The sequence below is a fragment of the Microbispora sp. H10836 genome (assembly GCF_012999525.1).
Classification (GTDB): domain Bacteria; phylum Actinomycetota; class Actinomycetes; order Streptosporangiales; family Streptosporangiaceae; genus Microbispora.
The window spans coordinates 62,560-84,999 of sequence record NZ_JABBWU010000024.1; the positions used below are offsets into that span (position 1 = coordinate 62,560).

At 69.4% G+C, this 22,440-nt stretch carries 24 protein-coding genes; 14 read left to right on the forward strand and 10 right to left on the reverse strand.

The window, feature by feature from the left end; all coding sequences use genetic code 11:
* Positions 1-6 precede the first annotated feature (6 nt).
* The 6 genes from HHX30_RS33370 to HHX30_RS33395 all read right to left on the reverse strand — a co-directional run bounded on the left by HHX30_RS33370 (position 7) and on the right by HHX30_RS33395 (position 4,858).
* Positions 7-318 (reverse strand): MGMT family protein, encoded by a 312-nt coding sequence (locus HHX30_RS33370; protein ID WP_211592978.1) that lies wholly within the window; start codon positions 316-318, stop codon positions 7-9.
* Entirely contained in the window at positions 315-683 is a 369-nt protein-coding gene (locus HHX30_RS33375) for a hypothetical protein (RefSeq protein WP_169987157.1), read from the reverse strand. The genes HHX30_RS33370 and HHX30_RS33375 overlap by 4 nt, the downstream gene beginning before the upstream one ends.
* A gap of 115 nt (positions 684-798) precedes the next feature.
* Positions 799-1,968 (reverse strand): S8 family serine peptidase, encoded by a 1,170-nt coding sequence (locus tag HHX30_RS33380; protein WP_169987158.1) that lies wholly within the window; start codon positions 1,966-1,968, stop codon positions 799-801.
* Positions 1,962-2,867 carry a hypothetical protein gene (locus tag HHX30_RS33385; RefSeq protein ID WP_249350716.1) on the reverse strand — a complete coding sequence of 302 codons (906 nt, stop codon included), beginning with the start codon at positions 2,865-2,867 and terminating at the stop codon, positions 1,962-1,964. Before HHX30_RS33385 ends, HHX30_RS33380 begins: the two co-directional genes overlap by 7 nt.
* A 9-nt stretch (positions 2,868-2,876) precedes the next feature.
* On the reverse strand, positions 2,877-4,145 hold the full coding sequence (locus HHX30_RS33390; RefSeq protein ID WP_169987160.1) for a S8 family serine peptidase: 1,269 nt from the start codon (positions 4,143-4,145) through the stop codon (positions 2,877-2,879).
* Positions 4,139-4,858, reverse strand: a complete 720-nt coding sequence (locus tag HHX30_RS33395) for a hypothetical protein (protein ID WP_169987162.1) — start codon at positions 4,856-4,858, stop codon at positions 4,139-4,141. Before HHX30_RS33395 ends, HHX30_RS33390 begins: the two co-directional genes overlap by 7 nt.
* Positions 4,859-5,007: 149 nt before the next feature.
* Between HHX30_RS33395 and HHX30_RS33400 the strand changes: the two genes are divergently transcribed.
* Together HHX30_RS33400 and HHX30_RS33405 are read left to right on the forward strand one after the other, a co-directional pair.
* On the forward strand, positions 5,008-5,472 hold the full coding sequence (locus HHX30_RS33400; protein WP_169987163.1) for a hypothetical protein: 465 nt from the start codon (positions 5,008-5,010) through the stop codon (positions 5,470-5,472).
* Positions 5,472-5,783: a transcriptional regulator gene (locus tag HHX30_RS33405; RefSeq protein WP_169987164.1), complete on the forward strand. Its 312-nt coding sequence runs from the start codon at positions 5,472-5,474 to the stop codon at positions 5,781-5,783. Before HHX30_RS33400 ends, HHX30_RS33405 begins: the two co-directional genes overlap by 1 nt.
* Before the next feature lie 61 nt (positions 5,784-5,844).
* Here the strand turns inward: HHX30_RS33405 and moeZ are convergent, their stop codons facing one another.
* Positions 5,845-7,023 carry an adenylyltransferase/sulfurtransferase MoeZ gene (gene moeZ, locus HHX30_RS33410; protein WP_169987165.1) on the reverse strand — a complete coding sequence of 393 codons (1,179 nt, stop codon included), beginning with the start codon at positions 7,021-7,023 and terminating at the stop codon, positions 5,845-5,847.
* A 98-nt stretch (positions 7,024-7,121) separates the two neighbouring features.
* Positions 7,122-8,036: an alpha/beta fold hydrolase gene (locus HHX30_RS33415; RefSeq protein WP_169987166.1), complete on the reverse strand. Its 915-nt coding sequence runs from the start codon at positions 8,034-8,036 to the stop codon at positions 7,122-7,124.
* Positions 8,037-8,429: 393 nt separating this feature from the next.
* Here HHX30_RS33415 and HHX30_RS33420 point away from each other — a divergent pair, with 393 nt between their 5' ends.
* The 6 genes from HHX30_RS33420 to HHX30_RS33445 all read left to right on the forward strand — a co-directional run bounded on the left by HHX30_RS33420 (position 8,430) and on the right by HHX30_RS33445 (position 14,517).
* Positions 8,430-9,017 carry a hypothetical protein gene (locus tag HHX30_RS33420; protein WP_169987167.1) on the forward strand — a complete coding sequence of 196 codons (588 nt, stop codon included), beginning with the start codon at positions 8,430-8,432 and terminating at the stop codon, positions 9,015-9,017.
* A 404-nt stretch (positions 9,018-9,421) separates the two neighbouring features.
* On the forward strand, positions 9,422-10,030 hold the full coding sequence (locus HHX30_RS33425) for a hypothetical protein (protein ID WP_169987168.1): 609 nt from the start codon (positions 9,422-9,424) through the stop codon (positions 10,028-10,030).
* Positions 10,031-10,680: 650 nt separating this feature from the next.
* Positions 10,681-11,154 carry a hypothetical protein gene (locus HHX30_RS33430; protein WP_169987169.1) on the forward strand — a complete coding sequence of 158 codons (474 nt, stop codon included), beginning with the start codon at positions 10,681-10,683 and terminating at the stop codon, positions 11,152-11,154.
* Positions 11,155-11,837: 683 nt separating this feature from the next.
* A complete protein-coding gene (locus HHX30_RS33435) occupies positions 11,838-12,368 on the forward strand; it encodes a hypothetical protein (RefSeq protein ID WP_169987170.1) in 531 nt (176 codons plus the stop codon).
* Between the two features lie 650 nt (positions 12,369-13,018).
* The gene (locus HHX30_RS33440) at positions 13,019-13,576 is read left to right on the forward strand and encodes a hypothetical protein (protein ID WP_169987171.1); all 558 of its coding nucleotides are present in this window, start codon (positions 13,019-13,021) and stop codon (positions 13,574-13,576) included.
* 641 nt (positions 13,577-14,217) lie between these two features.
* Positions 14,218-14,517 (forward strand): hypothetical protein, encoded by a 300-nt coding sequence (locus HHX30_RS33445; RefSeq protein WP_169987172.1) that lies wholly within the window; start codon positions 14,218-14,220, stop codon positions 14,515-14,517.
* Positions 14,518-14,723: 206 nt separating this feature from the next.
* Here HHX30_RS33445 and HHX30_RS33450 read toward each other — a convergent pair whose 3' ends face one another.
* Positions 14,724-15,647: a Ku protein gene (locus tag HHX30_RS33450; RefSeq protein ID WP_169987173.1), complete on the reverse strand. Its 924-nt coding sequence runs from the start codon at positions 15,645-15,647 to the stop codon at positions 14,724-14,726.
* A 104-nt stretch (positions 15,648-15,751) separates the two neighbouring features.
* On the opposite strand from HHX30_RS33450, the gene ligD (HHX30_RS33455) reads away from it, so the two are divergent.
* The 5 genes from ligD (HHX30_RS33455) to HHX30_RS33475 all read left to right on the forward strand — a co-directional run bounded on the left by ligD (HHX30_RS33455) (position 15,752) and on the right by HHX30_RS33475 (position 18,848).
* On the forward strand, positions 15,752-16,681 hold the full coding sequence (gene ligD, locus HHX30_RS33455) for a non-homologous end-joining DNA ligase (RefSeq protein ID WP_249350718.1): 930 nt from the start codon (positions 15,752-15,754) through the stop codon (positions 16,679-16,681).
* Complete coding sequence (gene ligD / locus HHX30_RS33460) at positions 16,678-17,562, forward strand: non-homologous end-joining DNA ligase (RefSeq protein ID WP_169987177.1); 885 nt, start codon at positions 16,678-16,680, stop codon at positions 17,560-17,562. The genes ligD (HHX30_RS33455) and ligD (HHX30_RS33460) overlap by 4 nt, the downstream gene beginning before the upstream one ends.
* A 67-nt stretch (positions 17,563-17,629) precedes the next feature.
* The gene (locus HHX30_RS33465; protein WP_169987179.1) at positions 17,630-17,830 is read left to right on the forward strand and encodes a hypothetical protein; all 201 of its coding nucleotides are present in this window, start codon (positions 17,630-17,632) and stop codon (positions 17,828-17,830) included.
* 72 nt (positions 17,831-17,902) lie between these two features.
* The gene (locus HHX30_RS33470) at positions 17,903-18,523 is read left to right on the forward strand and encodes a TetR/AcrR family transcriptional regulator (RefSeq protein WP_169948767.1); all 621 of its coding nucleotides are present in this window, start codon (positions 17,903-17,905) and stop codon (positions 18,521-18,523) included.
* Positions 18,524-18,617: 94 nt separating this feature from the next.
* Positions 18,618-18,848 carry a DUF3107 domain-containing protein gene (locus tag HHX30_RS33475; protein WP_169987181.1) on the forward strand — a complete coding sequence of 77 codons (231 nt, stop codon included), beginning with the start codon at positions 18,618-18,620 and terminating at the stop codon, positions 18,846-18,848.
* A 509-nt stretch (positions 18,849-19,357) separates the two neighbouring features.
* On the opposite strand, the gene HHX30_RS33480 is transcribed toward HHX30_RS33475, so the two are convergent.
* On the reverse strand, positions 19,358-20,017 hold the full coding sequence (locus HHX30_RS33480; RefSeq protein ID WP_169987183.1) for a ferritin-like fold-containing protein: 660 nt from the start codon (positions 20,015-20,017) through the stop codon (positions 19,358-19,360).
* 421 nt (positions 20,018-20,438) lie between these two features.
* On the opposite strand from HHX30_RS33480, the gene HHX30_RS33485 reads away from it, so the two are divergent.
* Positions 20,439-22,403: a DEAD/DEAH box helicase gene (locus HHX30_RS33485; protein ID WP_211592984.1), complete on the forward strand. Its 1,965-nt coding sequence runs from the start codon at positions 20,439-20,441 to the stop codon at positions 22,401-22,403.
* Positions 22,404-22,440 lie beyond the last annotated feature (37 nt).

Here is a 22,440-nt window from a genome sequence, read left to right on the forward strand (position 1 = left end):
CGACGGTCAGGCGCGGCCGTCCCAGCGCGCCGCGCGCATGTCGGCCCTGGCGCCGCGGACCGGGGTTCCTTCGTCGCGCCAGTGGGCCAGGCACTCGGCCTCCAGACCGGAGGCGGGGGTGCCGTCGGCGTGGATCACCCGCCACCACGGCACGGCTCCGCCCCACAGCGACATGACACGACCGACCTGCCGGGGGCCGCCCTCACCGAGATATTCGGCGACGTCCCCGTACGACATCACCTTGCCGCGCGGGATCCGCTCGACCAGGTCGAGCACCCGCTCCGCGTACGGCGGCGGCTGGCCGCGGCCGTCCCTCAAGCGCTCCACTCGGTCGGCCCGGCCGCGATGATCTCTTCGAGCTTGCCGAACTCGTACGACGACGATCCGTTGATCTGCTCGACGACGCCGTTCCTGATGCCGTACGCCTCGCCGTCCTCGCCCAGGAGCCGGGCCCCCATGAGGTCGGTGAGACGGGCCAGCTGGGCGACCTGCCAGTCCGATCCCGGCTGGCCGAAGAGCCGGCCCGACCAGGTCGCGACCGGGTGCACGGAGTCGCCGTGGCGCGCGACGATTTCGCCCGCCTCGTGCGACCCGCGCAGCTCGAATCCGGCCTGCGCCGAGACACTCGCGAGTTCGGCGTAGGCGAGCGGTGCATCACGCTCTACGCGCAGCTCGTACCCCATGAGCCGCGACCTTAGCGAAACTTGACCCGGCCGTGTCACCGGAAACACCAACATCGGGAGTACCGCGTCCGAAATGCTGCGAAACGGCTGCCAACATGTGATCACCGGCATTCGGTTATCGGCGGAGCAGCGCGACGGCGCCGGCGCAGAAACCGCCTATTCCGAGCAGGACGGCGATGCCGTAGATCCAGAGCCTAACCGGATCCGGCCCCGGGCGCGCGGGGCCCTGCGAGACCGGGCCCTTGCCGAAGTGCGCGTCGTCCTGGACCGCCGAGGCGGGGCCGTATCCGGTCAGTTCTCCGGCCTTCCGCAGGGCCGCCGCCGCGTCCACCACTCCGAATCCGATTTTGTCGTCATAACCCGCGGACGGGTGAGGCCGGGAGGTCGAGGTCAGAGCGCGCGACACCAATTCCGGCGGCAAATCCGGATATTTCGCCTTTATCAGTGCAATAGTTCCCGCGACGATCGCGCTGGCCACTCCGGTCCCCGACACGGTCCCGTGGCGGCCGCCGGCGAGAGCGACCGGCACCCGGTCCCCCGGTGCGGCGACCAGGACCGAGAGGTTGTCGCTGCTGCCCGCGGTCTTGGCGCCCCGGCGGTCGACGGCGGCCACGCCGACCACCCCGGGGTAGCCCGCGGGAAAGGCCCAGTAGGAGGTGCCGTTCTGCCGGGCGTAGGGCGACCGGCCCGCGTCCCCCGCCGCCGCCACGAGCACGACGCCCCTGGCCAGCGCGAAGGAGACGGCGTCCCGCTCCGCGCGGTCCACGGCGTATACGGGGACGGGCAGGCAGATGACCTTGGCTCCCCGGCCGATCGCGTAGCGGATGCCGCGCGCGATCGGGCTGTCCTGCGACTCCCCCGCCGCGCTCTCGGGATCGACGGAGCCGCCCTGCGGCCGCCCGGCCACCACGGGCAGCGACAGCACCCGCGCCTCCGGCGCGACTCCGGAGATCCCCCCGCCGCGCCCACTGCCGGCGATCACGGAGGCCATCGCGGTCACGTCGTCGCCCGAATTCACCGTCTCGTCGCCGAACATCGTGCCCGTCATGTCCGGTCCGCGCTCGACCCGGTCGCCCAGCTCGGGCACGCCGGTGTCGGGCTGCCCGGTGCCGAGCAGGGCGACGGTCACGCCCGCGCCCCTGCTGACCTTCCACGCGGCGGCGGCGCCGACGGCGTCGAGCGCCCACGTCGCGTCCTCGCCGCCCGGCGCCGCCGCCCAGGCCGCCGGCCCGGCCCCCAGGAGGACGGCCGTCAGCGCCGCGCAGAGAGAGACCGGCCTCAGCACACGTTCCCCTGAGTGCAGCGGGGGACGTCCGGGGGCTCTCCGAGGGCGCGCGCGATGCGTCCGGCCACGGTCTCGGCCACGGGCCACATCTCGCTGTTCACCTGTTCCTCCAAGGGGACGGAGGCACGAGTCCTGCCGTCGGTGTACCCCGCTGTGGAGAAGACGATGTACGGCCCCGCGCCCACCCATCCGGTGCGCTGGCGCTGGACCGCGCCGAAGGTGTCGGTGACCGTGCCGGGGAAGGCCACCGGCCGTACGCCCACCCGGTCGTCCACGGGCAGCTCGCCGGCCGCGTCGGCGCGGGCCTGCTCGCTCGGCAGCACGGCGACGCCCACGGTGACGGCGAACGTCGAGGACTGGTCGACGTAGGTGGCGCGCAGCACGGCCTGGCAGCCGTACTTGCGCAGCACCGACGCCACCGGCGAGTCGACCGCGGCCGCGCACGCCGCCTCGGGGGCGATGCCGACCCGGTGCGCGTACTGCTGGGCGCGGCCGAGCGCCGTGTAGGGAAGCTCCTCGGGGAAGACCATCCCTGCGGGCCACGCGCGCCATCGGCGGGCCACGTCCTCGGCCACGTAGCGGGCGCGCTCGGCGTCCGTGAGCGGCCGGGACCTGTTCTCCTGGATCAGTCCTACCGATCCCAGCAGCACGTTCACCGCCGCGACGGCGAGGACGACACCCATGATCGTGAGGTAGAGCGAGCGAAACCGGACGCCGCGCTCGAGCTCGGCCCGTTCCCTGGCCGCCCGCGCGGCGGCGGCGCGCCCTCTGGAGGCCGTCCAGGGCCGTGCGCGGGCGCGGCGGGCTGACGCGCCGAGCGGCAGTGCCCGCGGGCCCGCCCGCCGGAGGCCGGACGGCGTCCGTGCCGTCTTCGGGGTGCGGGACTGCTCGGGCGGCATACCTCGATGCTACGTCGGCAGGCCCGTCGGCCAAGGAGCCGGCGGCAGCGCGTCGTCCTCCTCCCGCTGCCGTCTGCGCGCGCGCCGTGTGAGCACGAGCAGCACGGCCAGACCCGCGCCGGAGCCGGCGAAGGCGCCGAGCGCGATGCCGCCGTAGAGGAGGATCGCCCCGGTGTCGCGCTGGACGACCACGATCGGGTCGTGGTCGTCGGTGGCCGAGCGGACGGGACGCGAGGGGCTCTGCACGCCGGCCCCCGACGCCGTGGCGCTGTGGCGGGCGAGGGTGGCCGCGACGCTCAGCGCCCGGTGCGCGTTGACCACCCCGAATCCGGTGCCGGTGTTGTACGGCCCCCGGCGGGCCGGCGACGACGTGAGCGCCTGCGCGACCAGGGCGGGCGACATGCGGGGGTAGCGCGACTTGATCAGCGCGGCGACGCCGGAGACGAGCGCGGTCGCTTGGGAGGTCCCCCGGCCGACCCAGTACTCGTCGCCCGGCCCGGCCCCGAGGACGTCGACGCCCGGGGCGGCCACCATGACCGAGGAGTTGCGGTTGGAGAACGAGGCCCGCCGCAGCGTGGACGTGACGGCGGCCACCGAGATCACGCCGGGGATCGAGGCGGGGTAGGAGTACGGCGCGGTCCGCTTGCCCGCGCCGTCGTTGCCGGCCGCGGCGACGAGGACGACGCCCTTGGAGATCGCGTAGCGGATCGCCGTGCGCTCGTCCTTCGTCGGCATGTCCTTCGACAGCGACAGGTTGATCACCTTCGCGCCGTGGTCCACGGCGTACCGGATGCCCTTGGCGACCACGGCCTCGTACCGCGTGTCGGAGTTGAACGTGCGGAACCCGGGCTCCTCGTCCTCCAGGATCACCCGCACGGACAGCACCTTGGCCTCCGGCGCGATGCCGATGATGCCGTCGGCGCCGCCCGGACCGTGCCCGTGCCCGGCGATGAGCGAGGCCATGTACGTGCCGTGCAGGCGCACCGGCTGCACCCCGCGCGGGTTCGCCCCGACCGTGAAGTCCCTCCCGGTGACGACCGACCCGGCGAGGTCGCGGTGGTCGGGATCGACGCCGGAGTCCAGGACCGCGACGGTGACGCCCCTGCCTCTGGTGAGCCGCCAGGCGTCGTCGACGTCGAGGGTGCGCAGCACGTCCTGCTGGCTGAGCCGTACGTCGTCGGCCCTGGCCGGGCCGGTGGCGAGGAACGCGCCGGCGGGCGGGGCGAGCAGCGCCGCGGCCGACGCGGCCAGGACCTTCCGCCGGAGCGCGGTCAGCACCGCCACTCCTTGGCGGTGCAGTCCGGGGACGCCGGGGCGGTGAGGATCGCGCCGACCTCCTCGGCCAGGTCCTCGGTGAACGAGAACATGGTGTCCCGTTGCTCCCCGAGCGCACGGGCCGGACGCCCGTCGACCTGCCCGGCCGTCGTCATCACGAGGTACGGCCCGGCCGCCCGCAGGGTCAGCGCCTGGCGTCCGCCCGCGGTGAAGCGGTCGGTCACCGTACCGGGGAACGCGAGGGCGCGCAGTCCGGGGGCGGCCGACCCGTCGCTCGGAAAGATGGGGATGGCCGAGCGCGCCCCGAGCGCGTCGGGGAAGGCCGCCACGCCGATCGTCACCACGATGCCCTGCAGGGCGTCGAGGTAGGTGGCCCGCAGGATCGCCCGGCAGCCGGCCGCCCTCATCTGGCCGGCGATGGCCGCGTCGACGGCGCCGCGGCAGTCGGTGCGCGAGGAGATGCCCACCCGCCGCGCCAGCTCACGCCCGCCCTGCTCGCTCGTGTACACCAGCGTGGCAGGGAAGATCCGGCCGGCCGGCCAGCGCTCCCACCGCAGCGCCGTCTCGGCCGCCTGGGCCTCGCGCAGCTCGGCGACGCTCGGTCCTCTGGTCAGTTCGGCGACGGCGGCGCTGGCGGCGATCCCGCCCACGATCGCGAAGACGAGGGTGATCGCGGAGGCCACGGCCACGGCAGGCCAGGTCCGCGTCTCGCCCACTGCGCCTCCGTCCCGTCGTGGCCTCCCTCCTTCAGTGACCTTAACGCGACCTACCGACCGGCATCCCCACAAATGCCATGGAAAGTACTTGACGCTTCGGAAAGAAGAAAGTACTTTCCACAGTGGAAAGAGTTTTGGAAGGGAGCCCCATGAACCCCGAGGAAGCGGCGCAGAGCCTGGCGGCGATCCGGCAGACCCAGGCGAAGGCCGTCAGATCCCAGCCCTGGTTCCCGGCCTGGTATGGCGTCGGGGTCGGGCTGTTCGTCACCGGCGTGCAGTTCGTCACCGAGCCGGGCACCCCCGTTCCGGTGACGGTTATCACGGGTGTCCTGCTGTGCGCCGGCATGGGTGCACTGATCGCCGTCTTCGTCCGGACGCGCACGATGACGACCCACCGCAGCCTGATGCGTGCGGACGCGCTCGCGGTCTTCACCGTCTGGCTCTTCCTGAGCATCGGGATCTGCTTTGCCGTCGCCTTCCGCCTGGGCTCGGCCGAGGTGGCCTACGCCCGCACCTACGCCGGCCTCGCCATGACGGCGTTCCAGCTCGTCACCGGGCCCTTCGTCGGGCGCTGGGTCTCCGCGCTGCTCGCCCGCGGGATCGAGAACCGCTGATGGAGCTCGATCCGGTCATCCACGCGCCGGCTCGCTTGCAGATCGTCTCGCTGCTCGCGGCGGCCGAGGAGGCGGAGTTCGCGTTCGTCCGCGACACCGTCGGCGTCAGCGACTCCGTCCTGTCCAAGCACGGCAGCGCGCTGGAGGCCGCCGGGTACGTCGCCGTTCGCAAGGGCTACGTGGGCAAGCGGCCCAAGACGTGGTTCAAGCTCACGAATGAGGGACGGGCGGCGTTCACCGCGTACGTCGAGAACCTGCAGCGCATCGTCGCGCCCAGCGGCCTCACGGTCGTGCCGGACAGACACGAATAGGGCGCGCCACGACGGACGGCCGCCGCCTCGTCAGGAGGCGGCGACCGTCATCGGTTCCGCCTCAGTAGGTCGGCAGGCTGGGGTCGACCGTCTTGATCCAGCTCAGCACGCCGCCGCCCACGTGGACGGCGTCGGAGAAGCCGGCGTTCTTCAGGACCGCGAGGACCTCGGCCGAGCGGGCGCCCGACTTGCAGTGCAGCACGATCTTCTTGTCCTGCGGCAGCGTCTCCAGGGCCGAGCCGTTGAGGAACTCGCCCTTGGGGATCAGCACGGCGCCGGGGATGTTGACGATCTCGTACTCGTTCGGCTCGCGGACGTCGATCAGCATGATCTCCTCGCCCCGCTCGCGCATCGCCTCGAGCTCGGCCGCGGTGATCGTGCTGCCCGCGGCGGCCTGCTGCGCCTCGTCCGAGATCGTGCCGCAGAACGCCTCGTAGTCGATCAGCTCGGTGATCGACGGGTTCTTGCCGCACAGCGGGCACTCGGGGTCCTTGCGGACCTTGACGTCCCGGTACTTCATCTCGAGGGCGTCGTAGATCATCAGGCGGCCGACGAGCGGCTCACCGACGCCGGTGATGACCTTGATGGCCTCGTTCACCTGGATGGAGCCGATCGACGCGCACAGCACGCCGAGGACGCCGCCCTCGGCGCAGCTCGGGACCATGCCGGGCGGCGGGGGCTCGGGGTAGAGGCAGCGGTAGCAGGGACCGTGCTCGGCCCAGAAGACGCTGGCCTGCCCGTCGAACCGGTAGATGGACCCCCACACGTACGGCTTGCCCAGCAGCACGGCCGCGTCGTTGACCATGTAGCGGGTGGCGAAGTTGTCCGTGCCGTCCACGATGAGGTCGTAGCCGGAGAAGATGTCCATCACGTTGTCGGTCGTGAGAGCGACGTTGTGAATGATGACGTTGACCAGCGGGTTGATCTCTCGCACGCTCGCGGCGGCGGACTCGGCCTTCAGGCGGCCCACGTCCGACTGCCCGTGGATCACCTGGCGCTGCAGGTTCGACTCGTCCACGACGTCGAAGTCGACGATGCCGAGCGTCCCGACCCCGGCCGCGGCCAGGTACAGCAGCGCGGGAGAGCCCAGGCCGCCCGCGCCCACACACAGCACCTTGGCGTTCTTCAGGCGTTTCTGACCCGCCATGCCGACGTCGGGGATGATCAGATGGCGCGAGTAGCGGCGCACCTCGTCAACCGTCAGCTCTGCTGCCGGCTCTACCAGCGGTGGCAACGACACAGTTCCACTCCCGTTTTCGTGCCAATGTCGCGCTCGGCTCCATGGGCCCATCACAAGCTCTTCTCACAACTTAACCGGGGTAGCCCCGCATTCCCCAATCAGGCTGTTCGGCGCAGAGATCCCCTGGTGTAGGCGAGCAGGCGTCGCGCCTCCCGGGCCACGAGCTCGGGATACTCCATTTGCGCCACGTGACCGGCGTGCGGAAGTGTGACCAGGCGCACGTCGTGGAAGACCCGTCCGGCCCGGTGCGCCATGCGGGCGTGGACCAGCCGGTCGCGCAGGCCGTATACGACGAGGGTGGGCGCGGAGACCCGCTCGGCCTGCCGCCAGAGGTTGTCGGGGCCCAGGCGGAAGTACTCCCGCACGATCGCGCGGGCGCAGCCCACCATGGCCGCCCCCGCGTGCGGCAGCCCGTCGCGGCGGCGCAGTTCCTCGACCGCCTCGCGCAGCCGCTCCGGGTGGACGCGCCCGACGTCGGCGTAGCACATGCTGAGCGTCGCATGGATGCGCCGCTCCGGCGGCAGCGCGCTGAGCCAGCGGGCGGCCAGCTCGCCCAGGCGCGGGGCGGCCGACATCGCGATCCTGGCCGGGCCGTACCTCGGCAGCAGGTCGGGCAGCGCCGGCGAGACCAGCGTCAGCGACCTGACGAGGTCGGGCCGTGTGGCCGCGACCCTGACCGAGACCGCGCCCCCCATGGAGTTGCCGAGAAGGTGGACAGGCCCCTCCCCCAGGGTCTCCACCAGACGGACCACCGCTCTGGCATGGGCGGGGACCGAATAGTCGCCGTCCGCCGGCTCCGGGGAGTGTCCCGCCCCGGGCAGGTCGAGGGCGACCCCCCGCACGTCGTCGGCGAGCTCGCCCATCAGGTCGGTCCAGTTGGTCGCCGAGCCCGCCAGGCCGTGCACGTATACGGCGGTCTCCGGCGGCCCCTCGGGGGTCGTCCGCACATGGATGCGCGCGTCCCCCAGATCGATGAGCCGGCCGGGCCACGGTGGAATCGGCTCGACACCCACGCGTCCTCCCCTGTTCGCCTCGCGTTTCTCGACCATAACCCCGCCCGTACGCCACCTCGCCGGGCACTCCCGCTACCCCGGGGGCGTGGGATCGATCATCCGGGTTCGCCCCGATCAGCGAGCGCGACATAGGGCCAATATCACCCCTATTCGGACATTTCGAAATGCGGATAGGAATCACAATTCGGACCAATGTGATGCTACCGGTGTCAACGATGCCAATAAAGCGATAAGTGAATGGCAAAAGCCGCTGATCGCCGTTTGTCGCTCGGACGGTGAGGAAAACAAGACAATGCAGGGATGATCCACCAAGGGTCATCAGTAAGGGCATTTTCCTAGCGACTTGGAAAACGCCGGAGTGTCGGGGCAACAATCCTTCAAGGAGGACATGAAATGCCCAAGTTCAACAACCTGGTCGGGATCCTCGCGATCAGCGCCGCGCTCACCGGCGGCGCCGTGACCCTGGGTACCGCTGTCGCCGCCACCAGCGCGAACGCCGCTACCGTCATGGGCGGCTACGTGGGCGGCGGTGGCTACTACCCCTACGTGAACTACAACCGCAACCGGAACGGGCAGCGGCAGAAGAACAAGGCCCTGAACGGCAACAAGAACAAGAACAAGAACAAGACGAAGCAGTGGCAGCACGAGCGGCAGAACCAGGCCCAGAACCAGTTCCTGCTGCGTGACTTCACGCTCGTCCTCACGCCGTTCCAGAAGACGGACACCGACGCGCGGGCGCTTCCGTACAACTGGCAGTACGGCAACACGCAGTCGTACCCGTACACGCGCACGAACAGCTACAGCGACCAGTTCAACAACCCGCGTCAGGGCCAGGACTCCCTGGCCGAGCCGAAGACGAACACGGCCACCGAGGTCAACCCGCGCATCAAGAAGAAGGAAATCGACGCGGACATCGACGTGGACATGCAGAAGGAGAAGGAGAAGAAGGGCGACGACCTCGATCCGCAGATCGCGCGCTGACCGGATCCGCACGAGCGGCCTCGGTGAACGTGCCGGCCACGGCGGGTGACGCGGCAACCGACGGCCACCCGTGACTCGTGACCGGCGGCCTCGCCTGAGCCGGATCCCGCGAGCGACTGAAGAAACACGCGAGGGATGGAGCGGCGGACACCGCCCGGCGGGACGGGCGGCGACCGGATGACCGCGAGACACGGCACCGGCGCCACCCGCGTCCGCCGCTCCGTCCGCAGTCCAGAGAGCAGTTGAGAAAGCAGAGCACCGGCGGCGTGTTCGAGGAGAGGACCGCCGGTGCCGGGCGAACGCATCGCGCCGCGTCACACACGACGGCGCCGAACCACTACCACCCGCCCCGGTTCCTCACCGGACCGGGCCGGGGTCGCGATATTCAGAGGAGAAACACCCAAATGTCCGCGTTGAAGAACATCGCCGGGCTTCTCGCCCTCGGCACCGCGCTGAGCGGCGCGGCCATCGCGCTCGGTGGCGCCACCGCCGGCACGGCAAGCGCAGCCACCGTCATGGGCGGGTACGTTCCCGCTCCGTCCGGCGGCGTCCGCTACGTCCGGCCGAGCTACAACCGCAACTACAACACCAACCGGCAGGCCCAGGGGCAGAAGGGCCGTAACAAGAACAAGAACAAGAACAAGAACAAGAACCACGAGTGGCAGCACGCTCGTCAGTCGGAGAACCAGAGCCAGTTCCTGCTGCGTGACTTCACGCTCGTTCTGACGCCGTTCCAGAAGTCGTCGAACGGCTCCGCCGCGGTTCCGTGGAACGCCCAGTGGTCGCAGAACTCCACGATTCCTTACACCAACACCAGCGACTACAACCAGATGCACAACCGGCCCTGGCAGGACCAGTCCTCGCAGGCCGACCCGCGCACGAACACGGCCACCCAGATCAACCCGCAGGCCAAGACCAAGGACGTCGACATCGACGTCGACGCCGACATCAAGAAGAAGGAAGAGGAGAAGAAGAAGGAGCAGGGGCCTAGCTACGAGGACGCGAGGCCCTGATCCGGGTCCTACCGCGCCGCCGGCTGACCGGCTGCGATGAGAACCGGGCCGCGGGCCCGGGGATCGATTGACGGGCGCCCGTGCTCACCGCGTCCGTGGACCTGTCCACGGACCTCCGGGGAGCACGGGCGCTTCTCGCTGCCCCGCCATCCCCTGTCCCCCACCACCCTGCCCGGCCGCGGGGCGCCCCCACGGGCGGACTACAGGCACGTTCTCCAGCGCCAGATCCGGCCGGGCGGACTTCAGACATGCATGTTCCCCCCAGCGGACCCGGAACAGGCCAGGCCGCCTCACGGCTCTCTCCGATCGGCACGGCGCTCGCCCGAATCTGCCATCCCAGACCCCGCTCCGGCGCCGCCTTCCACGACGCGTCCGCCGCGCGGCCTCACTCCGTCCGCCTGTGCCCCCGCCGACTCAAGATGGAAATCGGACATTCCAGGACAAGTCGCCCTTTATTGCTCTAAGTCCCGCCATAAAGCCCTAATAGCCGATCAAAAGCTACAGGAGGGCGTTTGTCGGGCTCACGCGTCGGACATCAACGTATCGCAGGAACCCGGCCCACGGGGGGCCATAGAGATATCTCTCGCGAATCTCCAGCGAGAAATATCGGAGGATGCGGGGAATTCCAATCCTTTTCAAGGGGGACAGCAATGCCTAAGTTCAAGAACGTTCTCGCCGGCCTCGCACTCGGCACCGCGATCGCGGGGGGCGCGATCGCCATGAGCGCCACGGCCGCGAGCGCCGGCTGTGGAGACGGCTTCTTCGGTCTCGGCGGTATGCCGCCCCAGAACAACTTCGTTCCCATCGGACTGGGCAACAACAACAACAACAACTGTGGCAACGGCTTCAACAACAACTGCAACAACAACAACTGGTGCAACAACAACCAGAACAACAACTTCTGGAACAACCAGAGCTTCTGGAACCAGAGCGCGTTCTGCGACAACCTGGACAGCGACTCCAACTTCGCCATCGTCGGCCCCTGCGCCACGATCGCCTTCAGCGACAAGACCAACCGCGAGAGCAACTGGTTCAACAACGGCTGGTTCCAGAACAACAACTGGTGGAACAACAACCAGAACAACTGCTGGAACAACAACAACAACAACAACTTCTGCAACTGAGAAAGGCGGGGCCGGCAACGGCCCGCGAGACGACCGCGCCGCTCGGAATCCTGACAGGTGAAGGGATGACGGAAACGGCCGGCCACACCGTCCTCCACCGCCTCGACAGGAGAACGGCGCCCTGAGGCGCAGTTACGTTCCCGCGGCGTCACAAGCTCCGTGAGCACTCCGCGCTCCGGGAACGGCCGTTCTATCCAGCAGAGACAAGGGCTCCGGCGAGACTCTCGCCGGAGCCCTGACTTTTTCACCGATACGGCGGACTCGGGCGCGGCACCCGAGGCGACGGGCTCGCGTGCGGCTTCCGGCGGCGAGAGGCCCGCCAGGACGCCTTTCCCGGCCCGGCCGGGCCGCATCAACGGTACGGGCCCGACGGCGCCCACAACGCCACGCCCGCTCCGGCCGCCGCCTCCGCATCCCTCTCCCTGCCGAGCTTCGATGCGTGAGCAACTCACTCGGCAAATCGGTCAATTGAGACATTTCTCTTCTAATACCTCTAAGTCAGTTCATAAGACTCTAACTAGTGATCAAAAGGCTTAGATGCTCGTTTGTAGGGCCAGCGCGCTGGAAATCATGACAGCACAGGAAGTTAGGGCTCAATTGGGGGCCCGAAGGGCATTCCTCACAATATTGAGAAATGCCCTAAACAAATTCAGGGATACTGAATCCTGTCAAGGGGGACACGCATGTCCAAGCTCCACAAGGTCATCGCTGGTATCGCGCTCAGCACCGCCGCCGTCGGCGGGGCGCTCGCCCTGGGCGCCGGTGCCGCCGGCGCCGCGACCGGGACCAGCGACGTCGACCGTCCCATCGTCCGAGACGGCCTGGCCAACGGCGTCGACGACAGCACAGGCGGCATCGCCCAGGGCAACCGGGGCATCGGCGAGCGCGGTGATCGGGAGAACGTCTTCCCTGTCTTCTTCAACCCGAACAACAACAACAACTTCGATCGCAACGACCGCAACCAGAACCTCAACCAGAACAACAACAACAACTGGTGGAACAACCAGAGCTTCTGGAACCAGGGGGCGTTCTCCGACAAGCGGGACGACTTCTCCGGCTTCGGCCTCGTCGCCAAGGACGTCGCGATCGGCTTCCAGGACAAGACGAACAAGGACAACACCTGGTTCAACAACGCCTGGTGGAACAACAACAACTGGTGGAACAACAACGACAACAACTGGTGGAACCACAACAACAACGACCGCGTGAACTGAGAAGGCAGGCTCAGCGGCTCCTGCGAGACGATCGCGCCATTCCTCCAAGGTGACGGATCCGGAGAACCTTTCACGAGGTCTCCATCCCCGGCACACGGACTGGCGCCGTTGGATGCAGAGACACGTTCCTCGACCGGCCGGCCGCTCGCTCACCGAGCGACGGCAGCCTGAACGGGAACGGCCGTCAATCCTCCTACAGTGACAACCAAGGGCTCCGGCGGGAAGGTTCCGCCGGAGCCCTGCTCTTTTCCCTGACCCACGTCATCGCCACCACCGGCCTCCCTCCACGCCTTTCCCCGCCCGCGATCGCAGCCGCTCCCGGACCTCCCCGGCCCGCCCCACCCCATCGCGACGCGGGTGGGCCGGCACCGTCGCTCTCCGAGCATCAGAAGGCGGCCGCACCAGAGGGGCAAATCGTACCTATCACTACATAAGGCGCATTATCCATCGAATCAAGCCTATACGCAGCTAATCATTAACTAAAAGCAGCAGACGTCAGTTTGTCGGGCCGCCCGGCAGGAAATCACCACTAGCGTCGGAAGCAAGGCTCAATAAGAGCCACGAAGGAATTCCCGTCCACAGCAGGAGGACGGGAAATGCCGACAGACGCAGGGCAATTCGAAATCGAATCCTGTCAGGGAGGAACCATAATGCCCAACCTCAAGAAGATCTTCGCAGGGCTCGCGCTGAGCACCGCGGTCATCGGCGGGGCCGTCGCCATGGGCGCCACGGCCGCCAGCGCCGACGACAACCCCTTCTTCTTCAAGAAGAACGAGGACCGCCCCATCGTCAAGGACGGCGCGGCCAACGGCGTCGACGACAGCACGGGCGGCATCGCCCAGGACAACAAGAAGGGGAACGACTTCTTCCCGCAAACCTTCTTCCCGAACAACAACAACAACAATCGGGAGCGCAACGACCGCAACCACAACATCAACGACCGCAACCAGAACAACATGTGGGACACCAACAACTGGTGGGGCCAGAACCTCTACAAGGACGACAGGGCTGGGCACGACGCCTTCGGCCTCGTCGCCAAGGACGTCGCCTTCGGCTTCCAGGAGAAGGACGACCGGGCGTTCAACTGGCTCAACAACAACTGGTGGGCCGACCAGAACTGGTGGGACAACAACAACAACGACTGGTGGAACCGCAACGACCGCGAGCACAACAACAACGGCAACAACGCCAACAGGAACAACGTCTGATCCGCGAGGTGTGACGCCTCGCGCGACACCGCGCCGTCCGGCCGGGTGAGGAAGCCGTTGGGCGGGACCGTCCACGCGGGCCTCTCCACCAGCGACCGGGGACGACGGCGCCGGTGAGTGCAGCCAGGAGTGTCCAGCGCATCCGCGCACCGAGCGACGGCAAGCCTGGACACGCCTTCCACCGGATGGCATGAGACAAGGGCTCCGGCGAGATCCTCGCCGGAGCCCTGACCTTTGCGCGCCCGGTCCCGCCCCGCCACCACCTCACCAGGCGGGTGAAGCGGTTCGCGCCGTCCCGCCCCACACCCCGCCGCCACCCTCCCCCGGACAGTGGCGCGACAGGGACGAAGCGCACGAGAACCGGGGATTGGGAACACCGCGCCGCGGACCAGGAGTCCGCCGTACCCCGCATCCCGCCGGAACGCGTCAGGCATGAACGTCGATCAGGTCAGCGGTCGCCTAACGTGAGACATCGCAGCACAACGCCGGCCCAAATCCCCTCCGGCCGAGTTTGCCGGCAGGCCACATCGGCAATTAAGACGCCACGGGCGATAGTCGGACATACGGGACATCGCTCGGACATTTCCGACAGACCCTGGAAATGTCGTACTCGGGCACTCCATCCTTCGAGGAGGACCTCAATGCCCAAATTCCGGAACGTCATCACCGGTCTGGCGGTCAGCACGGTAATGGCCGGCGGCGCGCTCGCCCTGAGCGCCACCGCCGCTCACGCAGCCGCCCCTGGCACCCCGACCATCACCAGCAACTGGGGCCACGGTGACCACTACGGACGTCGCGGGCGCGGCTGCCGTAACGCGGCCGTCAACCGCAACGACTTCCGCGTCTTCAAGCTCAAGAAGGAGAAGAAGGTCCACCGCAAGAACGTGGCCTTCGCATCCGGTGACGCCGTCATCGAGATCGACGGCGACGACGACGACTGACACTGACGGGTGACACCCACGCGTACAGGGCCGTCAGCGCGAAGCCGCGGTGTCCGGGCTCGCCCTGATCACGCCTCCGCCACCTTCGTGGCGATCGGGCGGCGGTGAACGGGCGGCCGAGAGCTCGCGGCCCTGTACGGATCGCCCACTTCCGTACCGTGAAAAAAAGCCCCGGCAGCCCGCCGGGGCTCCTCCGAACAGCCGGTTCAGGCGGACCGGCGGGTCTTCCGCTTCTTGGGCGCCTTCTCCTCCTCGTCCGCGCCGTCCGACGCGGCCTTCCTGGCGCCGGTCCCGGAGGAGGCTGCGGCCTTGGCCTTGGCGGCCCTGCCGGGCGCCTTGGCCTCCGTGGCGCCCTGACGCTCCCGTTTGGCCGCTTCGACGCTGGCCCGCAGCGCGGCCATGAGGTCGACGGCGGGGCCGGCCTCCGCGGGGGCCTCGGGGGCGACGAGCTCCTTGCCGGCCACCTTGGCCTCGATGACCTCCTGCAGCGCCTCCCGATAGGCGTCCTTGTACTCGGTGGGATCGAAGTCCGCGACCATGGTCTCGATCAGGGACTCGGCCATCTTCAGCTCCTGGGGACGTACGTCGACGTCCTCCTCCAGGAACCCGAAGTCGGCCTCGCGGATCTCGTCGGGCCAGAGCATGGTCTCCAGCACGAAGACGCCGTCACGCACGCGGAGGGCGGCCAGCGACTCGCGCTGCCGCAGGGCGATCTTCACGACCGCCACCTGTCCGGATCGCTCCAGCGCGTCCCGCAGCAGCACGTACGGCTTGGCGCCCTGTCCGTCCGGCTCCAGGTAGTAGGACTTCGCGAAGTAGATGGGGTCGATCTGCTCCGCGGGGGTGAACTGCAGCACGTCGATCCTGCGGGAGGTGGTCAACGGCAGGTCGGAGAAGTCCTCGTCGGTCAGCACGACCATCTCGCCGGTCGCGAGCTCGTACCCCTTGGCGATGTCGGAGTACGGCACCTCTTCCCCGTCGACCGAGCAGATCCGCTTGTACTTGATCCGCCCGCCGTCCTCCCGGTGCACCTGGTGGAACGCGACGTCCTTCTGTTCGGTCGCCGAGTACAGCTTCACCGGGATGGTGACCAGACCGAACGAGATCGCGCCTTTCCAGATGCTGCGCATAGCCACATTCTCGTCTCTGTGTTCGAACAACGCTATGGTGGGATTCAAGGGAGTTACCTGATGGGCAGGTACCCACTATGGCGGTGCCGTATCCGATCGAGCCGATGCTTGCCATTCCAGGAGAAATCCCCCTCGACCCCGAGGCGTACGCGCTGGAGGTGAAGTGGGACGGCATCCGCGCGCTCGCGTATGTCGACGGCGGCGTGCGGGTGACCGGGCGGCACGGCGCCGACTTCACCTCCCGGTATCCCGAGATCTCGGCCGCCATGGCGCCGCTGGCCGGCCGCAGGGCGGTCGTCGACGGCGAGGTGGTGGCCTTCGACCCCGAGGGCCGGCCCAGCTTCGCCCGGCTGCAGAAGCGCATGCACATCACCGATCCCGCCGGGGCCCACCTGCTCGGCCGGCTGCCGGTCTCCTACCTGCCCTTCGACCTGCTCCATCTCGACGGGCACACGCTGCTCGACCTGCCGTACCGGGACCGGCGGGCGCTGCTCGACTCGCTCGGCCTGGGCGCGCCGCCGTGCTTCCCCTGTGAACCGGCCGTGCTGGAGGCCACCAGGCGGCAGGGGCTGGAGGGCGTGGTCGCCAAGCGTCTCGATTCGCCGTACCGGCCGGGACGCAGGGCGGACTGGTGGATCAAGGTCAAGAATCTGCGCACCGCCGACGTGGTCGTCGGCGGCTGGCGGCCCGGCAGGGGCCGCCGCGCGGGCGGCGTCGGCTCACTCCTGCTCGGCGTGTACGCCGGGACCTCCCCTGCCGAGTTCCTCTTCGCCGGCCACGTGGGCACCGGGTTCACCGACGCGATGCTCGGCGACCTGCTCCGGCTGATTGAGCCGCTCGAGATCGGGCAGTGCCCCTTCTCGGACGGGCTGCCGAGGGAGATCTCCAGGAACGCCCGATGGGTCCGGCCCGAAGTGGTCGGCGAGGTGGCGTTCACCATGTGGACGCGCGACGGGCGGCTGCGCAACCCCGTGTGGCGGGGCGTGCGCGCCGACAAGGTCCCCGCGGACGTGCGGCGGGAGGAGCAGGGATGACCGAGAAGGTGCGGGTGAAGGTCGAGGGCCGCCTGCTGGTTCTGACCAATCTGGACAAGGTCCTCTATCCCGACACCACGTTCACCAAGGCCGAAGTGATCGACTACTACACCCGGATCGCGCCGGTCCTGCTGCCGCACCTGAAGGGGCGCCCGCTCACGGTCAAGCGTTACCCGAACGGCGTCGAGGGCCAGTTCTTCTTCGAGAAGAACGCCCCGGAGCACACGCCCGACTGGGTCCGTACGGTGACCCTGCCCGCGCCGGGCAGCACCAAGAACCGCGAGGAGATCGACTTCGCGGTCGTGGAGGACCTGCCGACCCTGGTCTACTACGCCAACCTGGCCGCCCTGGAGATCCACGTGCCGATGTGGCGGGTGGCCAAGGACGGCGAGCCGCAGCCGCCCGACACCCTCGTCTTCGACCTCGACCCGGGCGCCCCGGCCACCATCGTGGACTGCTGCCGCGTCGCCGTCCTGCTGCGGCAGGCCCTGGCGGACGACGGCCTGGACTGCTTTCCCAAGACCAGCGGGCAGAAGGGCATGCAGCTCTACGTCCCCTGGGACCGGGGACCGGGCACGTCCGACTACGCCAAGGCGCTCGCCCGGCGGATGCAGGCGGAGCACAACGAGTTCGTCACCAGCGTGATGGCGAAGAAGGAGCGGCCGGGCAAGGTCTTCATCGACTGGAGCCAGAACAACCCGGCCAAGACGACCGTCGCGCCCTACTCGCTGCGCGCCGCACGGCGGCCGACCGCGTCCGCTCCCCTGCTGTGGGGGGAGGTCGAGGCGTGCGACAGCCCGGACCAGTTGGTGTTCACCGCTCCTGACGTGCTGGAGCGGGTGGCGGAACACGGTGACCTGTTCGTACCCCTCACCGCTTAGCCCGGCCGCCGCCCTGGCCGTAGTGTTGAACCTGTCGCAGCCGACCTTCGAACGGAAGGACACGCAGATGCCCGAGATGGACCCCCTCGACGAGACGGTCGAGGAGATCTCGATCGAGGCGCCGGAGGCCGACGCGGTCGAGCAGCACCAGCTCCTCAAGGTCCCCGACGACCGGCGCTGGCCCGAGCACGTTCCGTTCGACGCCGACCCGGCCGACGTGGCCGAGCAGGAGCGCACGGTCGACATCGACGACGACGACTATCGTTGACCCGAGTTACCCACGCGTAGGATGAGGCCCCGGGGCGGGAGCCCCCGATGCGCATCTGCCAAGGAGACTGCCGTGACCGCTACCCCGGACGCCAAGCCCCGGGGCACCCGGCTACCCCGGATGGCCCGCCGCCGCCAGTTGCTGAGCGCGGCACAGGAAGTGTTCGTGGAGAACGGCTACCACGCGGCGGCGATGGACGAGATCGCCGAGCGGGCCGGTGTGAGCAAGCCGGTGCTCTACCAGCACTTCCCGGGCAAGCTGGAGCTGTATCTGGCGCTGCTGGACCTGCATGTCGACGACATGGTGACCCGGATCCGGCAGGCACTCGAGTCCACCAGTGACAACAAGCAGCGGGTGCAGGCCGCCATCGGCGCCTTCTTCGACTTCGTCTCCAGCCAGGGCGAGGCGTTCCGGCTCGTCTTCGAATCCGACCTGCGCAACGTCGCGCCCGTACGGCAGCGGATGGAGCGTTCGCTGCACGAGAGCGCCGAGGCGATCAGCCAGGTCATCCAGGAGGACACCGGCTGCTCCAGCGACGAGGCGCACCTGCTCGGCGTCGGCCTGGTGGGCATGGCCGAGGTCAGCGCGCGCTACTGGCTGAGCAGTCACGGCTCGATCCCCAAGGAGGCGGCGACCCAGCTGATGGCGCGCCTGGCATGGCGTGGCATCAGCGGTTTCCCGCGCACCGGCTGACCGGAATCCTGTTCGCTTGACGCGATCACAGGGCGCACCGCTCCCCAGGAGGACGACGATGGGTGAGAACCAGCCCTCGCGAAAGGGGAGCCCGATGGAAATAAAGATCGGTGTGCAGTCGGTGCACCGTGAGCTCATCGTGGAGACCGACCTGTCGGCCGAGGAGATCGAGGAGGAACTCCGCAACGCGCTCGCCTCGGAGAAGGGTGTCTTCTCGCTCACCGACACCAAGGGCCGCCGAGTGGTCGTCCCCGTGGCCTCGCTCGGGTTCGTCGAGATCGGCGAGGACGAGACGCGCCCCGTCGGCTTCGGCGGGACTCTCTAGCCCACCGCGGCAACCCACCGAGACGGTCCCCCGAGACCGCCCTCCGCGGCCTTCACCGGCCCGCCGGCGGCGCGCGCCCACCACGCGCGCCGTCCCGGCGGCTGACCGTGAGGTCCGATCCGGGCTCCATCGATCGGCCGCCCGGGAATCGCCGCGGGCTCAGCTGCGTCCGTAACCGCATCCGCGGGGACGGCGGGTCAGATCCGCGTGATGGGGATCCCGCCTCCCGCTGATCGTCGGACAGCCCGCGCTTCCTCTCCGCAACACCGCACGCGGAGTCCAGGTGTTCGGCCCACATCTCGTCAAGGAACTGCCGTAGCGGCGCGAGGCCCTCATGCTCGCACCGTACATCCGTTTGGCACGTGCGCGACCCATGAACGCCGGACCGGCCGCCGCGCGGGGCTGCCTGCCGTACCTCCCGGTCCCCGCCGCCCCAGGAGTCTCGCCAGGTCAGCGGACCGGCCGGCGTACAGCACCGGTGCCCGCGACAACCGCGGAACCCGTGAAGACTACGGACCCGGCGTGAGGCCGAGGGCCGCCATCCGCTTGCCGTGCTCCTCGGTCAGCCGGGCGAACATCCGCCCGACCTCGGCCAGGTCCTCACCGTTCTCGCCCACCAGCAGGGCGGCGAGTTGCGGCCGGGCCGCGGCGAGCCGCTGCCCCTGGCTCAGCGCCTCACCGACCATGCGGCGCGCCCACAGCGCCAGGCGGCCGCACAGCCGCGGATCGGCGTCCAGCGCGGCGCGCACCCGCTCCACCGCGAACTCCCCACGGCTCTCGTCGGTCAGCACCTCGTCCACCAGGGCGCTGATCGAGGGATCGGTGTGGCGTGCCGCCTCACGGTAGAAGTCCCCCGCGATCCCCACACCGACGTACGCCTTGATCAGCGCCTCGTACCAGTCCTTCGGCCTGGTCTGGGCGTGCCAGGCGTCGATCGCCTCCACGAAGGGAGCCATCGCCTCCTCCGCGTCGACGCCGAGCGAGGCCAGCCGGTCACGCAGCACCCGGAAGTGCCCGTACTCCGTGGCGGCCACGTCCCCGAGGGCGGCCCTGTCGTTCAGCGTCGGAGCCAGCAGTGCGGCGTCCTCGGCCAGCCGGAGGAAGGCGGTGAGCTCGGCGTACGCGAGGACACCGAGCAGGTCCACAGTCCCGGGAGAGGAATCACTCATGGGTGCAGCGTACGGCTCCCCGGCTCCTCGATCGGAGCGGCGCCCGGCCCCCGGCCCCCCGGCGACACAGCAAGAGCTTTTAGCGAGAAGACGCAGAAATCGGTTCCGTGTTGTGGTATCGAGTAGACTGCTTCGTGGAAGTGCGACCGCACTGTGCCGCTCACTGTGTCGATCCGGGGTCATCTCCCCGGACCCCCAGGAACCACTGAATGCAGCGGTCGCTGATCACGACGAGGGCGCGACTGTCCGCGAGGACCCGGACCGGGAAAGATCTGCCGGCCGGATGTCCCGGTAGGCCGCCCCTTCGCACTGATTGAGGCAGGCCACGCTGACAACGACGTTCCGAGACCTGGGAGTCATCCCGGAGATCGCCGATGCGCTCGAGACCGAGGGCATCACTTCACCATTCCCGATTCAGGAGATGGCGCTCCCGCTGGCGCTGGCCGGCCAGGACGTCATCGGACAGGCGCGCACCGGCACCGGCAAGACCTATGCCTTCGGCGTCGCCATGCTGCAGCTCGTCGGCAAGCCGAGGAAGAACCGCAAGAAGCCGCGCGGTCTCGTCCTCGTCCCGACCCGCGAGCTGGCCCTCCAGGTGACCGAGGACCTGGTCCTCGCCGCCGGCAAGCTGGGGTCGCGCATCCTCACCGTGTACGGCGGGCGCGCGTACGAGCCGCAGATCGAGGCGCTCAAGAACGGCGTCGACGTGATCGTCGGCACGCCGGGGCGGCTGCTCGACCTGGTCAAGCAGAAGCACCTCGACCTCGGCCAGATCACCATGCTCGTGCTGGACGAGGCCGACCGCATGCTCGACCTCGGCTTCCTGCCGGACATCGAGCGGATCATCAAGCTGGTGCCGGAGAGTCGGCAGACCATGCTGTTCTCCGCGACCATGCCCGGCGAGATCGTCAACCTGTCCCGCCGCTACCTCACCCGGCCCACCCGGGTCCGGGCGGAGAGCGGCACGGCCGAGGCCGAGACGACCACGCTGACCACGCAGCACGTGTACCGCACACACCGCATGGACAAGATCGAGATTCTGGCCCGCCTGATGCAGAGCAGGGGCGCCGGGCTCACGATGGTGTTCTGCGAGACCAAGCGGGCCTGCGACATGGTCGCCGAGCAGCTCAAGGACAAGGGCTTCGCGGTGGCGGCCGTCCACGGCGACCTCGGCCAGGGCCAGCGCGAGCAGGCGTTGCGGGCCTTCCGCAACGGCAAGATCAACGTGCTGGTGGCGACCGACGTCGCGGCGCGCGGCATCGACATCGACGACGTCACCCACGTCGTCAACTACGACTGCCCGCAGGACGAGAAGACCTACGTCCACCGGATCGGCCGTACGGGCCGGGCGGGCCGCACCGGCGTCGCGGTGACCTTCGTCGAGTGGACCGAGCTGACCCGCTGGAAGGTCATCAACAACGCCCTCTCGCTGGACTTCATCGATCCCGTCGAGACCTATTCGAGCTCCCCGCACCTGTACACCGACCTCGACATCCCCGAGGGGACCAAGGGCGTGCTGCCGCGCGCCCAGCGGTCCCGGGCGGGCCTGGAGGCGGAGGAGATCGAGGACCTCGGCGAGACGGGCCGCACCCGGTCCCGCGGCAAGTCCGGTCGCGGAGACCGGGAGGAGCGTCGTGAGCGCCCCGCCCGCACCCGCGAGCGGCGGCGCACCCGGGCTGGCCGTTCCCAGGACTCCGACACGACCTTCTCGGGGGAGACCGAGGCGGCGGCTCCGGTGGAGGCTCCTGTGGAACCGCCTCTGGAGACCACCCCGGAGGCCCCCGCCGAGGCCGCGCCGGGGCGCCGCGGACGCAGGGGCGCGAACACCGCGGCCCTGACCGGCGCGCTGGCCGACGTCGCGGCCGTGGGGTCCCGTGAGGACGGCTCGGAGGAGCAGGCCGAGTCCCCGGTGAACGGGGAGGCCGCGCCCTCCGGCGACGGGCACGAGCCGAAGGCGGCGGCCACGCGCAGGACCACCCGCCGCAGGACCCGCGCCGCCACCGACGCCGCTGACGCCACCAGCGACATCGCCGCCGACGCCGACGCCCGCGACCAGGTGCCAGTGGCCGAGGAGCCGGCGGAGGAACCGGCGGAGGAGCGCCCGGCGCGCCGCCGCAGGACCCGCGCCGCCGACGCCCAGCAGACACTCCCGATCGAGGAGCCGGCCGTGGAGGCGCACGTGAGCGAGGTCGCCGCCGAGGAGCCCGCCGAGCGGCCGGCGCAGCGGCCGGAGCCGGAGCGGATCATCCCGGCCAGCCCGTTCTCGATCGTGTTCAGGTCTCCCGACATCGCGACCGACGACGACGACCCCGCGCCGTCCGCCGCGAGCGAGCGCGCCCAGCAGCGGCGCCGCCCGCCCCGGCCGCGGCCCCGCCGTACGGGGTGAGGGGCCGGCACAGGCCCGCTCGTCGGTGAGCACGACA